Below are 16734 nucleotides of genomic sequence, written 5' to 3'. Positions count from 1 at the left end.
TGTCCTCGGAATGTTCCGTGCCCGTCCGCCATCCCGCCTGCCCCACAGCGACCGGCGCCATTTGGCAAGACAACCGGGGTCTGGTCAACCTTCGGTTGTCATCCAGTCACCGGAATCCATCAGTCCCAGGTTCTGCAGTTGTCGCCAGTCCCGGTAACGGACCGAATCCTCATGCCAAAGCACCGGCGCCTGGACGACGGCTGCGTGATAAGGGCGATAAGCCACGGGGTCGATGAAATGCTGGCCGCGGTCCAGTTCCTCGGCGGCACGGGCCGCGCTGTCGGGCAGGAACTTGCCATGCAGCAGGATGCCCGACAGGCGCGGGTCGCCGGGACCGTCGTATTCGTCGTTCAGCCGGGGCGGCAGGGCCGAATGGGTCGAGTTGATGTACACATACCGCCGGTCCCAGCGGATCAGGGGCAGCTTGTTCAGCGTCGGGCCGCGCTGCGGTTCGCTGGCGAAAAAGACCCGCTCGCGGGCGCCGCCGTGCAGGATGCGGTTGCGTCGTGGATGCACCATGCGGCAGCGATAGGGCGCGGGGTCGAACCAGGGCAGCCGATCGGTCAGGGGCGCGCCCTCGGGCGCATCCGCCCGGTCCAGCGGGCCACGGGGATACAGATCCAGCATCATCGCGCCCATGGCCGGGCGCCCCGCCGCGTCGAGATGCGCGACAAGGTCGGGAAGCGGGCGGCTGTCCCAGCCGGGATAGATCAGCAATTCGTCCGCATCCGCCGTGACGCACCAGTGCCCGTGGCCGTGGCGGAACAGCAGCGCCCCCAGCCAGTCCATGCCGAACCGCGCCTCGCGATAGGCGCCCGCGGCGCGCCACAGCGACACATCGGGCTGGCCGCGCAGAAAGCGGTCGGTGCCGTCGGTGCTGGCATTGTCCACGATCAGAAACGCCGATACCCCCAGGCGGCGGTAATGGTCCAGCCACTCGGGCAGGCGCAACATCTCGTTGCGGACAGTAGCCAGGCACAGGATGTCGCCGGGCCGGATTGCCGCCGTCCGATCAGCCAGCGGGGTCAGTTCGCGCCCGGCACGCAGGCAGCGGCGCAGCAGCGTGCGGCGCTTTCCCTGCAGCCTCCAGGCCGACCAGGCCCGCCGCCAGGCCGGGGGGGGCGCGTCGGTCACGCCCGATAGGCACCGTTCTGATGCCAGCGCCAGGCGTCGGCGATCATCTGTCGCATGGTCGAACGGTGCGGCTGCCAGCCCAGTTCGGCGCGGGCGCGGGTGCTGCCGCAGACCAGCTTGACCGCATCGCCGCCCCGGCGCGGGCCATCGACCACCGGAACCGGCCGGTTGGTGACATGGCAGGTGGCATCGACCACCTCGCGCACCGAAAAGCCCGATCCCGTGCCCAGGCAAAAGACCCGATTGCCGCGCCCGGCACGCAGCCATTCCAGACCCTTCACATGGGCATCGACCAGATCCATCACATGCACATAATCGCGGATGCAGGTGCCGTCGGGGGTGGGATAATCGGTCCCGTGGACCGTCAGCGCCGCCCGCTTGCCATCTACCGCATCCAGGATCAGCGGGATCAGATGCGTCTCGGGACGGTGGTATTCGCCCACCTCGCCATCGGGATCGGCGCCCGCCACGTTGAAATAGCGAAAGATGACCGACCGCAGCCCGTGGGAGGCACCGAAATCGGCCAGCATGTCCTCGATCGCGCGCTTGGAGGCGCCATAGGCGTTCAAGGGCGCCTGTGGGGTGGCTTCGTCCAGAACCTCGCCGTCGCGGTCGCCATAGGTCGCACAGGTGGAACTGAACACGATATCCAGGCATCCCGCAGCGATCGCGGCCTCGATCAGGTTCAGCGACCCGGTGACATTGTTGCGCCAGTACTTGCCGGGTTCTGCCATCGCCTCGCCCACCTGGCTGAGGGCGGCGAAATGCAGCACTGCAACGGGGTCATGCTCGGCGAACGCCGCATCCAGCGCGGCCCGATCCAGCAGGTCCGCATGGACGAAGGGGCCGAACCTGACCGCGTCGCGCCAGCCGGTCGACAGATTGTCCAGAGTCACCGGCCTGTAGCCGGCAGCCGCAAGCGCCTTGCAGGCGTGCGAGCCGATATAGCCCGCACCCCCCGTTACCAGAACCGTTTGCGACATGGATTATTCGGCGGCCCGGCGCAGCGACATCAGATCGTGCAGGTATTCCGCGAATTCCTCCTTGAGATCGTCGCGTTCCAGCCCAAAGGCCACCGTCGCCTGCAGGAAACCCGCCTTCGATCCGCAATCGAAGCGCTGGCCGCGGAAACGCAGGCCAAACACGTCGCGCCGGGCCTCGATCTCGTCGGCGATGGCGTCGGTCAACTGGATCTCTCCGCCCGACCCGGCCTTGAGCTTGTTGAGGTTCTGCATCACGCTGGGGGCCAGGATATAGCGACCGATCACCGCCAGGTTCGACGGCGCCGTGCCCAGGGCAGGCTTTTCGACCATGCCGCGCGCCTTGACGATGGCGCCCATATCCTCGGCCACGTCCAGAACCCCATAGGCCTGGGCCTTTTCCGGCGCAACCTCCATGGTGGCGACCATGCTGCCGCCGGTTTCGCCATAAGCCTCGATCATCTGTTGCAGGCAGGGGGGCTCGCCCATGATGACGTCATCGGTCAGCACCACCGCGAAAGGCTCGTCATCCGCGACCAGGCGCCGGGCACACCAGACCGCGTGGCCCAGGCCCAGCGCCTTGTGCTGGCGGATATAGGCGATGGCGCCCGATTCCATGTTGGTCGTGCGCAGCAGGTCCAGAAGCGCGGTCTTGCCGGATTTCTTGAGGCTGCTTTCCAGTTCATGCGCGTGATCGAAATAATCCTCGAGCGCGCCCTTGCCGCGCGAGGTGACAAAGATGAACTCGGTAATGCCCGCCGCCCGCGCCTCGTCGATGGCATACTGGATCAGCGGCCGGTCGATCAGTGTCATGATCTCTTTCGGGATGCTTTTCGTGGCGGGAAGAAACCGTGTTCCCAGACCGGCGACCGGAAAAATGGCCTTTGTTACCTTGCGAGTCATTCTTCTGACACCCTTGTTCGATTCAACACTGCGACCGGAGCCATGCGCAGCATAACGCCCACCGCCTTGGAAAGCTGCATCATTCCTGCGGACCATATCCCCGCCGGCGGAATGACGCCATTATTATCATCGTCAAAGCACATTGCATTTTCATAAATCAACGGACGCGCCGCCGCGAACATTCAGTCCTGGGCCATCGCCTTCATCATGGCTTCGATCCGGGGGACATCCTCGGGATTGTTCAGCTCCCAGAACTGGCGGCCGCGCGCCTCGACCTCGACGCACAGGATGCGGCGGCCCTGTTCAAGAAAGCGCAACTGTTCCAGCCCTTCCAGCCGTTCCAGCCGCCCTTCCCCCCACAGGGAATAGTCCGCCAACGCCGCGGGGCGATAGGCATAGACGCCGACGTGATGAAAGACCGGACTGGGATCGCCGGGGCCGACATCGTCCCCCCCATAGGGGATCACCTCCTTGGAGAAATACAGCGCGCGGCGGTCTTGGCCAAAGACCGCCGTGGTTCCGCCCACGCGTCCCGCCCGGCGGTCCGCGATCAGGTCGGCGCGCATCGCCCCGGTGCAGCGCAGGACCGGCGTGGCCACGTCCGATCCCGGATCGGCGCGCAGGGCCGATACCAGATCCTCGACGAACCAGGCGGGGGTCAGCGGCGCGTCGCCTTGCAGGTTGACCACGATGTCGGGGGGCAGGCCCATCCGGGTCACGGCTTCGGCGCAGCGTTCGGTGCCGTTGCGGCAGGCGGTGCTGGTCATCACCACCTCGGCCCCGAAGCCCTGGGCATGATCGCGGATGCGGTCGTCGTCGGTGGCCACCACAACCCGGTCGATGCCAGGCACTGCCATCGCCGCGTCCCAACTGCGCCGGATCAGGCTGCGCGCCTGCCCCGAGGCACCGCGCAGATCGACCAGCGGCTTGCCCGGATAGCGGGTCGAGGCATGACGCGCGGGAATGACGATCCAGACCGACATCTCAGCCCCGGACCAGCAGGACGCCCGGCGCATAGGCGATGAAGAACGGATTCTCGAACCCCGGCTTGCCATAGGTCAGGGGCGTGTGGTCGTCGAATCGCACCACCTCTCCGCCCGCGCCGCGCAGGACCGCGTCGCCTGCCGCGGTGTCCCATTCCATCGTGCGGCCCAGGCGGGGATACAGATCCGCCTCGCCCGTGGCGACCAGGCAGAACTTCAGCGACGATCCCGCGCTGGTCATGTCGCGCACGCCGTATCGCGCGATATAGTCGTCGGTCGCGGCGTCCCGGTGCGATTTCGAGGCCACCACCATCAGCGCGCGATTGTCGGGAATGGGGTTCACCCCGATGGCCACGGTCTGGCCCGGCGTGTCGCCAAAGGGGCCATGCTCCTCGACGGCGCGGCCGTCGGCCGTGGTGTGGAACAGCCGCCCCTTGGCGGGGGCATAGACCACGCCGTGCAGGGGCACGCCGTTTTCCACATAGGCGATATTGACGGTGAAATCGCCGCGCCGCTGCACGAACTCCTTGGTGCCGTCCAGCGGGTCGACGATCAGAAAGGTCTGCGCGGCCTGGCTATGGCTGGCGGCCTGCTCCTCGGTGATCAGGGGGATGTCGGGAAAGGCCGCCCGCAGCCCGGCCGAGATCAGCGCGTCAGCCGCCTCGTCCGCGGCGGTGACGGGCGATTCGTCGGATTTGGCGCGGATGTCGAAATCCTCGGCCTCGTAGATTTCCATGATGCGCGCGCCGGCCTGCAGCGCCAGGCGCCGCATTTCCCCGATGAGTCGTTCAAATTCCATACAGTTTCCTTCCGAAACGGCCCATGCGGCGCGGCCTGGCCGATTGTGGCAACGGCCGATCACCTTTATGGTGGGGCACAACGGCTTGGGCAAGCGCCTGCCGGCCACCGGCAACCAGGGACAGGTGCGGATCGTGTTCAGCCAGCGGCAAAGCGGCACCATGCTGGCGGCGGCGGGGCGCAGGCTGGGCCTGATCTATCATCAGACCGTCTACAACCTGCGCAACGACCATCGCAACGCCATTGTCGGCCTGCTGCTGACCGTGGCGCAATCGGCCATCTTCCTGCTGGCCTTTCTGGCGATCTATCTGGTCATGGGGGTGCGCCAATCCCCGATCCGCGGCGACTTCATGCTGTACATGCTGTCGGGGATCTTCATGTTCATGATCCATGTGCAGACAACGGGCGCGGTGGCGGGCAGCCATTCGGTCTCGGGGGGGCTGGGCAAGCACGAACCGCTTAGCCCGGCGATCCTGATCACGGCGGCGGCGCTGGCGGTGCTGTATCGCCAGACGATCGGCTGCATCGCGATCTTGTGGCTGTATCATGTGTCCATCGCCCCGCTCGAGGTGGAGTTCTGGCCCGGCTGCCTTGCCATGTATCTGCTGTCCTGGCTGTCGGGCGCCTGTATCGGGGTGGTGTTTCTGGGCATCCGGCCCTGGTCGCCGCGCGGGTCGCGGCTGATCACCACGGTCTTTCAGCGCGTCAACATGTTCGCCTCGGGCAAGATGTTCGTGGGCAATCTGGTTCCCGGCCTGCTGCTGCCCTGGTTCATGTGGAACCCCCTGTTCCACATCATCGACCAGCAGCGGGGCTTTCTGTTCATCAACTACGACCCTCTCAGGACCGACCCGTTCTACGGGCTGTGGTTTTCATTGGCGGCGCTGATGCTGGGCCTGCTGATCAACTTCACGACCCGCCGCCATGAATCGCTGAGCTGGGGCGCAGCCGATTGAACGGTGCAAATTGCCTGCATGCGGTGCTTGCGGGGTTTGAAACCATCCCTATATACACCCCCGAAGCGCCCGGCCTGCCGGACGCGTTCATGCATTTTGGGATCGGGCCTCGGGGGCCGTAACGGACCTGAAGTCCAGAAAAATCGCCGCAAGAAGGAACAGACCCATGTCAAAAGTCATCGGCATCGACCTCGGCACCACGAACAGCTGCGTCGCGATCATGGACGGCAGCCAGCCCAAGGTCATCGAGAACAGCGAAGGCGCCCGCACCACGCCCTCGATCGTGGGCTTCACGGATGGCGAACGCCTTGTCGGCCAGCCGGCCAAGCGCCAGGCGGTCACGAACCCCACCAACACCGTCTTTGCGGTGAAACGCCTCATCGGCCGCCGCATCGGCGACGAGGCCGTGGAAAAGGACAAGAAACTTGTCCCCTACAACATCGTGGATGGCGGCAACGGCGACGCCTGGGTCGAGGTGAAGGGCGAGAAATATTCCCCCGCCCAAGTCAGCGCGATGATCCTTCAGAAGATGAAGGAAACCGCCGAAAGCTATCTGGGAGAGCCGGTGACGCAGGCCGTCATCACGGTGCCCGCCTATTTCAACGACGCGCAGCGTCAGGCCACCAAGGACGCCGGCAAGATCGCCGGCCTCGAGGTTCTGCGCATCATCAACGAGCCGACCGCGGCAGCCCTGGCCTATGGCCTGGACAAGAAGGACAGCAAGACCATCGCCGTCTATGACCTTGGTGGCGGCACCTTCGACATCACCATCCTGGAGATCGACGACGGCCTGTTCGAGGTGAAGTCCACCAACGGCGACACGTTCCTGGGCGGCGAAGACTTCGACATGCGGATCGTGAACTACCTCGCCGAGGAGTTCAAAAAGGAACACGGTGTCGATCTGACCCGCGACAAGATGGCCCTCCAGCGCCTGAAGGAGGCTGCCGAGAAGGCCAAGATCGAGCTGTCGTCGTCGTCGCAGACCGAAATCAACCAGCCGTTCATCTCGATGGACAAGAACAGCGGCACGCCGCTGCACCTGGTCATCAAGCTGACCCGCGCCAAGCTGGAAAGCCTGGTTGCCGACCTGATCAAGCGCACCATGAAGCCGGTGGCGGACGCCATCAAGGACGCCGGCGTGTCGAAATCCGACATCGACGAGGTGGTCCTGGTCGGCGGCATGACCCGGATGCCCAAGGTGATCGAGGCCGTGACCGAGTTCTTCGGCAAGGAACCCCACAAGGGCGTCAACCCCGACGAGGTGGTGGCCCTGGGCGCAGCCATCCAGGCGGGCGTTCTGCAGGGCGATGTCAAGGACGTGGTGCTGCTGGACGTGACGCCGCTGTCGCTGGGCATCGAGACCCTGGGTGGTGTGTTCACCCGCCTGATCGACCGCAACACCACGATCCCGACCAAGAAGTCGCAGATCTTCTCGACCGCCGAGGACAACCAGAATGCCGTGACCATCCGGGTGTTCCAGGGCGAACGGGAAATGGCGGCCGACAACAAGCTGCTGGGTCAGTTCAACCTCGAGGACATTCCGCCCGCGCCGCGCGGCATGCCGCAGATCGAGGTGACCTTCGACATCGACGCCAACGGCATCGTTTCGGTCAGCGCCAAGGACAAGGGCACCGGCAAGACGCAGAACATCACCATCCAAGCCTCGGGCGGCCTGTCCGACGAGGATATCGAGCGGATGGTGAAGGATGCCGAGGCCAATGCCGACGCCGACAAGCAGCGCCGCGAGCTGGTCGAGGCCAGGAACCAGGCCGAAAGCCTGATCCATTCCACCAAGAAATCGCTCGAGGATCATGGCGACAAGGTGGACGGATCGACGGTCGAGGCGATCGAACTGGCCGTGAGCGCGCTGGAGGAATCGCTCAAGTCCGACGACGCGGGCAAGATCCGCGGCGGCATCCAGAATGTGATGGATGCGTCGATGCGGCTGGGCGAGGCCATCTACAAGGCGCAGCAGGGTGCGGGCGACGCGGGCGATGACGATGGCGATCAGCCCCGCAACGTCGACGACGACATCGTGGATGCCGATTTCGAAGACCTGGGCGAAAACAAGAAGCGCGGCTGATCCGGGCCGCACCCTTTCGGGGCCGGTCCGTGCGATGACGCGGGCCGGCCGTTTCGTTGGGGAACAAGACAGGACAGAAAATGGCCAAGCGTTGCTATTACGAGGTTCTGGGCGTGACGCGCGGGGCCTCGGCCGAGGAAATCAAGAAGGCCTATCGCCAGAAGGCGAAGGAACTGCATCCCGACCGCAACAAGGACAATCCCCAGGCCGAGTCCCGCTTCAAGGAAGCCAACGAGGCTTATGACTGCCTCAGGGACGACCAGAAAAAGGCAGCCTATGACCGCTTCGGCCATGCGGCCTTCGATGGCGGCATGGGCGGCGGCTTCAATGGACGCGGCGCCCATCCGGGCGACTTCGGCACCGCCTTTGCCGATGTGTTCGAGGATCTGTTCGGCGACATGATGGGCCGGCGTGGTGGCGGCGGGGGCCGCTCTCGCGCGCAACGCGGCCAGGATCTGCGCTACAACCTTCGCGTCAGCCTGGAAGAGGCTTATACCGGCATCAAGAAATCCATCAGCGTTCCCGGATCGACGGCCTGCGAGGAATGCCAGGGCACCGGGGCCGAGGGCGCCACCCAGCCCGCCGCCTGTCCCACCTGCGCGGGCATGGGCAAGGTTCGCGCCCAGCAGGGCTTTTTCACCGTGGAACGCACCTGCCCCACCTGCGGCGGCCAGGGCCAGATCGTCAAGAATCCGTGCAAGGCCTGCCACGGCGCGGGCCGGATCGAACGCGAACGGTCCTTGTCGGTGAACATCCCGGCGGGGGTCGAAACCGGCACCCGCATCCGTCTGGCCGGCGAGGGCGAGGCCGGGTTGCGCGGCGGCCCGGCGGGCGATCTGTACATCTTCATCGAGGTCAGGGACCACGCCATCTTTCTGCGCGACGGCAAGGTGCTGGCCTGCCAGGTGCCGGTCAGCATGGCGACCGCAGCCCTGGGCGGCGAGGTCGAGGTGCCCACCATCGACGGCGGCCGCGCCCGGGTCAAGGTGCCTGCAGGCAGCCAGTCGGGCCGCCAGATGCGCCTGCGCGGCAAGGGGATGCCGCCGCTGCGCCACGGCCCCGGCGCCGCTGGCGAGGCGGGCGACATGCTGATCGAACTGGTGGTCGAAACCCCCGTGAACCTGACCCCCCGCCAACGCGAGCTGCTGCGCGACTTCGAGGCCGAACAGGCCGACAACAGCCCGCAGTCGGATAGCTTCTTCAACAAGGTGAAAAGCTTCTGGGACGGGATGCGGGGCTGACGGACGGCGTTAACCCTTCCTTCACATTTGCGGGTCAATGGTGGCGCCATGGACCCGAATCGCACCTTTGCCGAAATATCGTTGCCTTTGTTCCAACCCGCATCGGACGAGGCGATGGTGTCCCCCGTTCCGGAAGGAAAGGCGCCGTCCTATCTGGCCGATCACCGCGCCCGGCTGCGCGACCGCTTCATGCTGGGCGGGGCCGCCGCGATGCCGGATTACGAACTGCTGGAACTGGTCCTGTTCCGCGCCATTCCCCGCCAAGACGTAAAGCCGCTGGCCCGCCGCCTGATTGAAGCCTTCGGCGACTTCAACCGCGTGCTGACAGCCCCCGCCACGCGGCTGGAACAGATCGACGGGGTTGGCCCCGCGGTTGTCACCGAACTCAAGATCGTCGAGGCTGCGGCGCAGCGCATGGCGCGGGCCCGGATCATGCACCGCCCGGTCCTGTCAGGCTGGGACGCGCTGCTGGATTACTGTCATACCACGATGGCCCATCGCGAGATCGAACAGTTCCGCGTCCTGTATCTGGACCGCAAGAACGTCCTGATCGCGGACGAGGAACAGGCCCGTGGCACCGTGGATCATGTTCCGGTCTATCCGCGCGAAATCATCCGCCGCGCGCTTGAACTGAACGCCTCGGCCCTGATCCTGGTCCACAACCATCCCTCGGGCGATCCCACCCCTTCCGAGTCCGACATCACCATGACCGCCCGCATCGCCCAGGCCGCGGACAGCATGGGAATCACCATCCATGACCACCTGATCATCGGCAAATCGCGCGAACTCAGCTTTCGCAGCCAGAGGCTGCTCTGACCTCTGGCACGCAATATCCCCATGGCGGCGCGACCCCTGCGGCCGGGGGCTGATGCCCGTTTCGCGCAGGGCTGCGACGAAATGCCCGCGACACTTTTCCAACACCTCCCGGACCCTCGGCCCGAACAGGCTGGCTTACCCGCTGGACTGACACATAATTGAAGGCTAGAACCGCGGGCGCGAAGGCTGCGACGATACGCGGCCCGGATTGTCGTATCGGCCGGTCCCGGCCTGGAATTGGAGAATACACCCGTGTCCCACGCAGACGAACACGTAGGCACCCGGAGGGATTTCCTCTATTACGCCACGGCGGGCGCAGGCACCGTGGCCGCCGGCGCCGCCGCCTGGACGCTTGTGAACCAGATGAACCCTTCGGCCGATGTCCAGGCGCTCGCCTCGATCCAGGTCGATGTCAGCGGGGTCGCCGAAGGCACCCAGTTGACGGTGAAATGGCTGGGCAAGCCCGTGTTCATCCGCCGCCGCACCCCCGAGGAGATCGAGGCCGGCCGTGCCGTTCCGCTGACCGACCTGATGGATCAGAACGCGCAGAACGCAAACGACCCCTCGTTGCCCGCCACGGACGAGAACCGCACCCTGGACGAGGCCGGCGAATGGCTGGTCCAGATCGGCGTCTGCACCCATCTGGGCTGCGTGCCCATCGGCGACGGCGCCGGCGATTTCGGCGGCTGGTTCTGCCCCTGCCACGGCTCGCACTATGATACCGCCGGGCGCATTCGCCGCGGCCCTGCACCGCAGAACCTGCATATTCCCGTCGCCGAGTTTATCAGCGACACCACCATCCAACTGGGCTGAGGAGGGCTTTTCATGGCCGGAATTCCGCATGACCATTACGAGCCCAGGACGGGTTCGGAAAAATGGCTTTACCGCCGCCTGCCGATCGTCGGGCTGATCTATGACACCCTGATGATCCCCACGCCCAAGAACCTGAACTGGATGTGGATCTGGGGCATCGTGCTGATGTTCTGCCTGGTGCTGCAGATCGTTACCGGAATTGTCCTGGTGATGCATTATACGCCGCATGTGGACATGGCGTTCGCCAGCGTCGAACACATCATGCGCAACGTCAACGGCGGCTATATGCTGCGCTATCTGCACGCGAACGGCGCCTCGCTGTTCTTCGTGGCGGTGTACCTGCACATCTTCCGCAACCTGTATTACGGCAGCTACAAGGCGCCGCGCGAAGTCACCTGGATCATCGGCATGCTGATCTATCTGGCGATGATGGCCACGGCGTTCATGGGCTATGTGCTGCCCTGGGGCCAGATGTCCTTCTGGGGCGCGACCGTGATCACCGGACTGTTCGGCGCGATTCCGGGCATCGGCGGCGCGCTGCAGCAGTGGCTGCTGGGCGGACCGGCAGTGGACAACGCCACGCTGAACCGCTTCTTCTCGCTGCACTATCTGTTGCCCTTCGTGATTCTCGGGCTGGCCATCGTCCATGTCTGGGCGTTCCACACCACCGGCAACAACAACCCCACCGGGGTCGAGGTGCGCCGCACCAGCAAGCAAGAGGCCGCCCGCGACACGCTGCCCTTCTGGCCCTATTTCGTGCTGAAGGATCTGTTCGCGCTGGGCGTCGTGCTGATCGTATTCTTTGCGGTGGTGGGCTTCATGCCGAACTACCTGGGCCACCCCGACAACTATATCGAGGCGAACCCGCTGGCGACACCGGCCCATATCGTGCCGGAATGGTACTTCCTGCCCTTCTACGCGATCCTTCGCGCCTTCACCGCCGATGTCTGGGTCGTGCAGATCGTCCAGTTCCTGTCCTTCGGCATCATCGACGCCAAGTTCTTCGGCGTGCTGGCGATGTTCGGCGCGATCCTGGTGATGGCGCTCGTGCCCTGGCTGGACACCAGCCGGGTCCGGTCGGGACGCTATCGCCCGCAGTTCAAGTGGTGGTTCTGGATCCTGGTGTTTGATTTCGTGCTGCTGATGTGGTGCGGCGCCATGCCGGCCGAGGAACCCTATGCCACCATCTCGCTGATCGCCTCGGCCTACTGGTTCGCCTATTTCCTGGTCATCCTGCCGCTGCTGGGCGTGATCGAGAAGCCGGAACCGATGCCCGCCACGATCGAGGAAGACTACCTTGCGCATTACGATTCCCCCACGCGCATGGCCGAGTAAGGAAAGCCAAGGAATGATGCTCAGAACAAAAACGCTTTCTGCCGCCCTGGCCCTTGCGATCTGCGGCGGGGGCGGCGCCCTTGCCCAGGAGGCCGTCACCACCACCCCGGCCCCGCAGCCGGCGCAGGAAACCGTGACGCCGCCCGCCGCCGAGCCATCGGCCGATCAGACCCAGGCGCCCGCGGCCCCTGCCCAGGCGGGTTCGGGTCAGACCCCCGCCGGGGAATCGGCGACCGCGCCGACCCAGTCGTCCGAGCCCACCGCGGTTCCCGGAGCGGCCGAACAAACCCCGATGGAGGCCCCGGCGGCCCCCACGGCCACCACAGAGGGGGCGCCCGAGAGCGCGGCTCCTGCCGCCGATGCGGCCCCGGCTCCTGGCACGTCCGAGACCCCTGCCGAGGGCACCCCTTCCGGGGAGGCCCCCGCCGGGGAAACCGCGGCTGGGGAAGCTCCGGTCGCTGAAACCGCAGTCGAGGCCCCCCCGGCCGGAGAGACAGCAACCGATGAGCCCGCCGCCGAAGCATCCGGGGCCGATGCGGGGGCTGCCGATGCCACCGAGCCCGAGGGCGCCGGCGAACCCGCCGGGGATGCCGTTGCCGTAACCGAGGGCGACGAGGCCGCAGCACCGGCCGAAACCAGCGGCACGGTGGTCGCCGAAGAGGGTCATGACGACATCGAGGGCATGGCCGCAGACGAGCATGGCGAGGAAGCCAAGGACGGCGGCGATCATGGCGCCGCCACGATCGAGGATATCGCCTTCAGCTTCGAAGGGCCTTTCGGGAAATACGACCAGTTCCAGCTTCAGCGCGGGTTGCAGGTCTATACCGAGGTCTGCGCCGCCTGCCATGGCATGAAGTTCGTGCCGATCCGCACTTTGCACGACGATGGCGGCCCCGGCCTGCCCGAAGACCAGGTCCGCGCCTATGCCGCAGGCTTGGCGCCCCTGCTGGACCCCGAAACGGGCGAAGAACGCGCCCGCCTGCCGACGGACCATTTCCCGACGGTCGTGGGCGAGGGCATGGGGCCTGACCTGTCGCTGATGGCCAAGGCCCGGGCCGGATTCAGCGGTCCCTATGGCACCGGGATCAGCCAGTTGGTGAACGGTATCGGCGGCCCGGAATACATCCATGCCGTCCTGACCGGCTATACCGGTGAAGAGGTCGAACAGGCCGGCAGCGTGCTTTACGAAAACACCGCCTTTCCGGGCGGTCTCATCAGCATGCCGGCGCCCTTGTCGGATGATCTTGTGACCTATGCCGACGGCACGCCCGCGACGGTGGACCAGATGGCCGCGGACGTGGCGGCCTTCATGATGTGGACGGCCGAACCCAAGCTGACCGACCGCAAGCAGGTGGGCCTGGTGTCGGTTCTGTTCCTGATCGTGCTGACCTCGCTTCTGTATCTGACCAACAAGCGGCTTTGGGCGCCGCACAAGCAGAAACTGCACCGCAAGACCTGATCCTTCCGCCTGATAGGGATCCCGACGCGCCCCCTGGGGGGCGCGTTTTTCATTGCTGGACATGCCGCACGGTTCGGTCAACATCCGCCTGGAGGAAATGCCATGGCCATCTGGAACCTGGGTTCGATCAACATCGACCATGTCTATCGACTGCACCGCCTGCCCCGGCCGGGCGAGACGCTGGCGGCGCGCGGTCATGTCTGCGGCCTGGGGGGCAAAGGGGCGAACCAGTCCATCGCCGCCGCCCGCGCGGGTGCCGTGACCCACCATCTGGGCGCCATGGGGGCGGGCGACGGCTGGGTGATCGACCGGCTGACCGAACGCGGCGTCGATACCGCCGGCATCCTGCGGCTGGCGGACCAGCCGACGGGCCATGCCGTCATCCTGCTGGACAGCGCCGCCGAGAATGCCATCGTCATCCACCCGGGCGCCAATCGCGCCATCGCCCCCGCCATGCTGGAAAAGCCGCTGTCGGCCATCACGGCGCAGGACAGCCTGCTGATCCAGAACGAGACAAGCGCCCAGGTCGAGGCCGCCCGGATCGCCCGAACAGCGGGCGCCCGGGTGATCTATTCCGCCGCGCCCTTCGACATCGACGCGGTAGGCGCCGTTCTGCCCCATGCGACGATCCTGGCCATGAACGCGGGCGAGGCCGAGGCGCTGTTCGCGGCGATTCCCGGTCCGCTGCCGGTCCGGGGCCTGCTGATCACGCGCGGCGCGGATGGTGCGGAGTATCGCGACCTGATCACCGGCGCGGTCTATCGCCAGCCGGCCTTTGCCGTGCGTCCGGTCGATACCACGGGGGCGGGCGATACCTTTGCGGGCTATTTCGCGGCGTCGCTGGATCGCGGCGACACGGTGCCCGACGCGCTGCGGCTGGCGGCTGGGGCGGCGGCGCTGAAGGTGACGCGGCCCGGCGCGGGCGAGGCCATTCCGGGGCTGGATGAGGTGATGGCCTTTATCGCCGGGCGAACCTGATCCCGGGTCTCAGCCCAGGGAATAGCCGGTGCCGCGCACGGTGCGCACCGGGTCCGATCCGCCGTTCTGCATCAGCGCCTTGCGCAGACGCCCCACATGAACGTCGATGGTGCGCGTGTCCACATAGATGTCGCGCCCCCAGACCCGGTCCAGCAACTGTTCGCGGGTCCAGACCCGGCCCGGCTTCTCCATCAGCGTGGACAGCAGCCGGAATTCGGTCGGGCCCAGATGCAGCGCCAGGCCCGCGCGAAACACCCGGTGTTCGGCGGCATCCAGGATGATGTCGCCAAAGGACAGCCGCTCGCCCATGCTGGCGGGGCGGGTGCGGCGCAACTGGGTGCGCAGGCGGGCCATCAGTTCCACGACGGAATAGGGCTTGACCACATAATCGTCGGCACCCGTTTCCAGGCCGCGGACGCGGTCGGTTTCCTCGCTGCGCGCGGACAGCATGATGATCGGGATCGACCGGGTGGCCGGATCGGCCTTGACCTGGCGGCAGACCTCGATGCCCGACACCTTTGGCAGCATCCAGTCCAGCACCATCAGGTCGGGCTGCTCCTCCTGCACCAGAAGCAGGGCGTCCTCGCCATTGTCGGCCACCACGACGGAAAACCCTTCGGCCTCGAGGTTGTATTGCAGCACCTCGCGTTGGGCGCCTTCGTCCTCGACCACCAGGACACAGGGGGATTGACGGGTCATTGTCCTCAGCCTCCGGCCGCCGCGTCCGTATCGGCCATCGGAACGCTGTTGGCCTTGGGGCGCGAATCGTCGGGCAGGTCGCCCGAAACCAGATAGATCACCTGTTCGGCGATCGCGGTGGCCAGATCGCCCATGCGTTCGATGTTCTTGGCGATGAAATGAAGGTGCATGCAGGCGGTGATGTTGCGCGGGTCTTCCATCATATGCGTCAGGAATTCGCGAAACAGCGCGTTATACATCTGATCCACCTCAAGATCGCGCTGGCGCACGTCCTGCGCCAATCCGGCGTCGCGGCGGATATAGCTGTCCAGCGCGTCCTGCATCATCTTTCCCACCACATTGCTCATCCGGCGCAAGGCAAGGCCCGCCCCATCGATGGGCGGCATCTGCGACAGCACGCTGGTGCGCTTGGCCATGTTCTTGGCGTAATCCCCCACACGCTCCAGCGAATGCGAGATCTTCATCACCGCCAGCACCATGCGCAGATCGGTGGCGGTGGGCGCGCGCAGCGCGATCAGCCGCGCGGCTTCGTCGTTCAGCCTCTGTTCCAGATCGTCGATGGACCTGTCGCGGCGCAGCACCTGCTCGGCCAGTTCCTCGTCCCTAGTTTCCAGGGCGGTTGCGGCGTCGGTGATGGCCGCCTCGACCATGCCGCCCATCTTGACGGCCAGCGCCTCGATCGTTTCCAGGTCGCGATCGAATGCCGATGAGATATGCTTCTCGCGGTTCATGGTCTGCCCCCTTGTCAGATATCAGCCGATCCGGCCCGAGATATAGGCTTCGGTCCGGCTGTCCCTGGGCTTGGTGAAGATGTCGTCGGTGTCGCCGTATTCCACCAGGTTACCCAGGTGGAAAAAGGCCGTCTTCTGGCTGACCCTTGCGGCCTGCTGCATGGAATGGGTCACGATCACCACGGAAAACGTGGTCCGCAGTTCCTCGATCAGCTCCTCGATCTGGGCGGTGGCGATCGGGTCAAGCGCCGAACAGGGTTCGTCCATCAGCAGCACCTCGGGCGAGGTCGCGACCGCGCGGGCGATGCACAGCCGCTGCTGCTGGCCGCCCGACAGCCCGGTGCCGGGTTCCGCCAGACGGTCCTTGACCTCGTTCCACAGGGCGGCGCCGCGCAGCGCCCTTTCGACGATGCCGTCCAGTTCGGCGCGGTTGCGGGCCAGCCCGTGGATGCGGGGGCCATAGGCCACGTTGTCATAGATCGACTTGGGGAACGGGTTCGGCTTCTGGAACACCATGCCGACCTTGGCGCGCAACTGCACCGGATCGACGCGGCGGTCATAGACATCCTCGCCGTCCAGCAGGATCTCGCCCTCGACCCGGGCGATGGGAATGGTGTCGTTCATGCGGTTGATGCAGCGCAAGAAGGTGGACTTGCCGCAGCCCGACGGACCGATGAAGGCGGTCACGGTCTTGTCCTGGATGTCCACGTCCACATCCTTCAGCGCCTGCTTGTCGCCGTAATAGACCTGCACATTGCGGGCCTGAATCTTGATATCGTTGGGGGTCACGGCATTCTCCACGCGGCGGCTCGTATCATACATTGT

Annotated in this window: 17 protein-coding genes; 8 read left to right on the top strand and 9 right to left on the bottom strand. The window is 65.8% G+C overall.

Annotated features, from left to right (window positions below):
* Positions 1–84: 84 nt before the first annotated feature.
* Genes EYE42_RS08840 through cysQ form a run of 6 tightly spaced genes read right to left on the bottom strand, consistent with a single transcriptional unit; the run spans position 85 to position 4799 of the window.
* Complete coding sequence (locus EYE42_RS08840) at positions 85–1134, bottom strand: glycosyltransferase family 2 protein (RefSeq protein ID WP_130990949.1); 1050 nt, start codon at positions 1132–1134, stop codon at positions 85–87.
* Entirely contained in the window at positions 1131–2117 is a 987-nt protein-coding gene (gene galE, locus EYE42_RS08835) for a UDP-glucose 4-epimerase GalE (RefSeq protein WP_130990948.1), read from the bottom strand. The genes EYE42_RS08840 and galE overlap by 4 nt, the downstream gene beginning before the upstream one ends.
* A gap of 3 nt (positions 2118–2120) precedes the next feature.
* The gene (locus tag EYE42_RS08830; RefSeq protein ID WP_130990947.1) at positions 2121–3017 is read right to left on the bottom strand and encodes a UTP--glucose-1-phosphate uridylyltransferase; all 897 of its coding nucleotides are present in this window, start codon (positions 3015–3017) and stop codon (positions 2121–2123) included.
* A complete protein-coding gene (locus tag EYE42_RS08825; protein WP_130990946.1) occupies positions 3014–3199 on the bottom strand; it encodes a hypothetical protein in 186 nt (61 codons plus the stop codon). The genes EYE42_RS08830 and EYE42_RS08825 overlap by 4 nt, the downstream gene beginning before the upstream one ends.
* Entirely contained in the window at positions 3200–4000 is an 801-nt protein-coding gene (locus EYE42_RS08820) for a 3-deoxy-manno-octulosonate cytidylyltransferase (protein WP_130990945.1), read from the bottom strand.
* Position 4001: 1 nt separating this feature from the next.
* A complete protein-coding gene (gene cysQ / locus EYE42_RS08815; protein WP_165455748.1) occupies positions 4002–4799 on the bottom strand; it encodes a 3'(2'),5'-bisphosphate nucleotidase CysQ in 798 nt (265 codons plus the stop codon).
* A gap of 67 nt (positions 4800–4866) precedes the next feature.
* Between cysQ and EYE42_RS08810 the strand changes: the two genes are divergently transcribed.
* The 8 genes from EYE42_RS08810 to EYE42_RS08775 all read left to right on the top strand — a co-directional run bounded on the left by EYE42_RS08810 (position 4867) and on the right by EYE42_RS08775 (position 14479).
* The gene (locus EYE42_RS08810) at positions 4867–5754 is read left to right on the top strand and encodes an ABC transporter permease (protein WP_246020671.1); all 888 of its coding nucleotides are present in this window, start codon (positions 4867–4869) and stop codon (positions 5752–5754) included.
* A 166-nt stretch (positions 5755–5920) separates the two neighbouring features.
* Positions 5921–7837: a molecular chaperone DnaK gene (gene dnaK, locus EYE42_RS08805; RefSeq protein WP_130990944.1), complete on the top strand. Its 1917-nt coding sequence runs from the start codon at positions 5921–5923 to the stop codon at positions 7835–7837.
* Between the two features lie 80 nt (positions 7838–7917).
* Complete coding sequence (dnaJ, locus tag EYE42_RS08800) at positions 7918–9078, top strand: molecular chaperone DnaJ (protein ID WP_130990943.1); 1161 nt, start codon at positions 7918–7920, stop codon at positions 9076–9078.
* Between the two features lie 48 nt (positions 9079–9126).
* Positions 9127–9894 (top strand): RadC family protein, encoded by a 768-nt coding sequence (radC, locus tag EYE42_RS08795; RefSeq protein ID WP_165455747.1) that lies wholly within the window; start codon positions 9127–9129, stop codon positions 9892–9894.
* A gap of 252 nt (positions 9895–10146) precedes the next feature.
* On the top strand, positions 10147–10707 hold the full coding sequence (petA, locus tag EYE42_RS08790) for a ubiquinol-cytochrome c reductase iron-sulfur subunit (protein ID WP_130990942.1): 561 nt from the start codon (positions 10147–10149) through the stop codon (positions 10705–10707).
* A 12-nt stretch (positions 10708–10719) separates the two neighbouring features.
* Positions 10720–12042: a cytochrome b gene (gene petB, locus EYE42_RS08785; RefSeq protein WP_130990941.1), complete on the top strand. Its 1323-nt coding sequence runs from the start codon at positions 10720–10722 to the stop codon at positions 12040–12042.
* Between the two features lie 682 nt (positions 12043–12724).
* Positions 12725–13501 carry a cytochrome c1 gene (locus EYE42_RS16320; RefSeq protein ID WP_281277811.1) on the top strand — a complete coding sequence of 259 codons (777 nt, stop codon included), beginning with the start codon at positions 12725–12727 and terminating at the stop codon, positions 13499–13501.
* A gap of 102 nt (positions 13502–13603) precedes the next feature.
* Positions 13604–14479 (top strand): ribokinase, encoded by an 876-nt coding sequence (locus EYE42_RS08775; protein WP_130990939.1) that lies wholly within the window; start codon positions 13604–13606, stop codon positions 14477–14479.
* Positions 14480–14488: 9 nt separating this feature from the next.
* Here EYE42_RS08775 and phoB read toward each other — a convergent pair whose 3' ends face one another.
* From phoB to pstB, 3 genes are read right to left on the bottom strand one after another with little or no spacing between them, the layout of a single operon-like run.
* Positions 14489–15178 (bottom strand): phosphate regulon transcriptional regulator PhoB, encoded by a 690-nt coding sequence (phoB, locus tag EYE42_RS08770; protein ID WP_130990938.1) that lies wholly within the window; start codon positions 15176–15178, stop codon positions 14489–14491.
* 5 nt (positions 15179–15183) lie between these two features.
* Positions 15184–15909, bottom strand: a complete 726-nt coding sequence (gene phoU / locus EYE42_RS08765) for a phosphate signaling complex protein PhoU (protein WP_130990937.1) — start codon at positions 15907–15909, stop codon at positions 15184–15186.
* A gap of 21 nt (positions 15910–15930) precedes the next feature.
* Complete coding sequence (gene pstB, locus EYE42_RS08760) at positions 15931–16731, bottom strand: phosphate ABC transporter ATP-binding protein PstB (protein WP_130990936.1); 801 nt, start codon at positions 16729–16731, stop codon at positions 15931–15933.
* Between the last annotated feature and the right edge of the window lie 3 nt (positions 16732–16734).

This window comes from Paracoccus subflavus (genome assembly GCF_004310345.1).
Taxonomy (GTDB): domain Bacteria; phylum Pseudomonadota; class Alphaproteobacteria; order Rhodobacterales; family Rhodobacteraceae; genus Paracoccus; species Paracoccus subflavus.
Note: the sequence above shows the minus strand (reverse complement) of the source record. Positions and strands in the feature narration are given on the sequence as shown.

Excerpts from the sequence above, each read along its gene's own strand:
- phoB (WP_130990938.1), bottom strand. The coding sequence starts at position 15,178 with ATGACCCGTCAATCCCCCTGTGTCCTGGTGGTCGAGGACGAAGGCGCC.
- petB (WP_130990941.1), top strand. The coding sequence starts at position 10,720 with ATGGCCGGAATTCCGCATGACCATTACGAGCCCAGGACGGGTTCGGAA.
- dnaK (WP_130990944.1), top strand. The coding sequence starts at position 5,921 with ATGTCAAAAGTCATCGGCATCGACCTCGGCACCACGAACAGCTGCGTC.
- dnaJ (WP_130990943.1), top strand. The coding sequence starts at position 7,918 with ATGGCCAAGCGTTGCTATTACGAGGTTCTGGGCGTGACGCGCGGGGCC.
- galE (WP_130990948.1), bottom strand. The coding sequence starts at position 2,117 with ATGTCGCAAACGGTTCTGGTAACGGGGGGTGCGGGCTATATCGGCTCG.
- EYE42_RS08825 (WP_130990946.1), bottom strand. The coding sequence starts at position 3,199 with ATGTTCGCGGCGGCGCGTCCGTTGATTTATGAAAATGCAATGTGCTTT.
- EYE42_RS16320 (WP_281277811.1), top strand. The coding sequence starts at position 12,725 with ATGGCCGCAGACGAGCATGGCGAGGAAGCCAAGGACGGCGGCGATCAT.
- EYE42_RS08830 (WP_130990947.1), bottom strand. The coding sequence starts at position 3,017 with ATGACTCGCAAGGTAACAAAGGCCATTTTTCCGGTCGCCGGTCTGGGA.
- EYE42_RS08810 (WP_246020671.1), top strand. The coding sequence starts at position 4,867 with ATGGTGGGGCACAACGGCTTGGGCAAGCGCCTGCCGGCCACCGGCAAC.
- EYE42_RS08820 (WP_130990945.1), bottom strand. The coding sequence starts at position 4,000 with ATGTCGGTCTGGATCGTCATTCCCGCGCGTCATGCCTCGACCCGCTAT.
- phoU (WP_130990937.1), bottom strand. The coding sequence starts at position 15,909 with ATGAACCGCGAGAAGCATATCTCATCGGCATTCGATCGCGACCTGGAA.
- cysQ (WP_165455748.1), bottom strand. The coding sequence starts at position 4,799 with ATGGAATTTGAACGACTCATCGGGGAAATGCGGCGCCTGGCGCTGCAG.
- pstB (WP_130990936.1), bottom strand. The coding sequence starts at position 16,731 with ATGTATGATACGAGCCGCCGCGTGGAGAATGCCGTGACCCCCAACGAT.
- radC (WP_165455747.1), top strand. The coding sequence starts at position 9,127 with ATGGACCCGAATCGCACCTTTGCCGAAATATCGTTGCCTTTGTTCCAA.
- EYE42_RS08775 (WP_130990939.1), top strand. The coding sequence starts at position 13,604 with ATGGCCATCTGGAACCTGGGTTCGATCAACATCGACCATGTCTATCGA.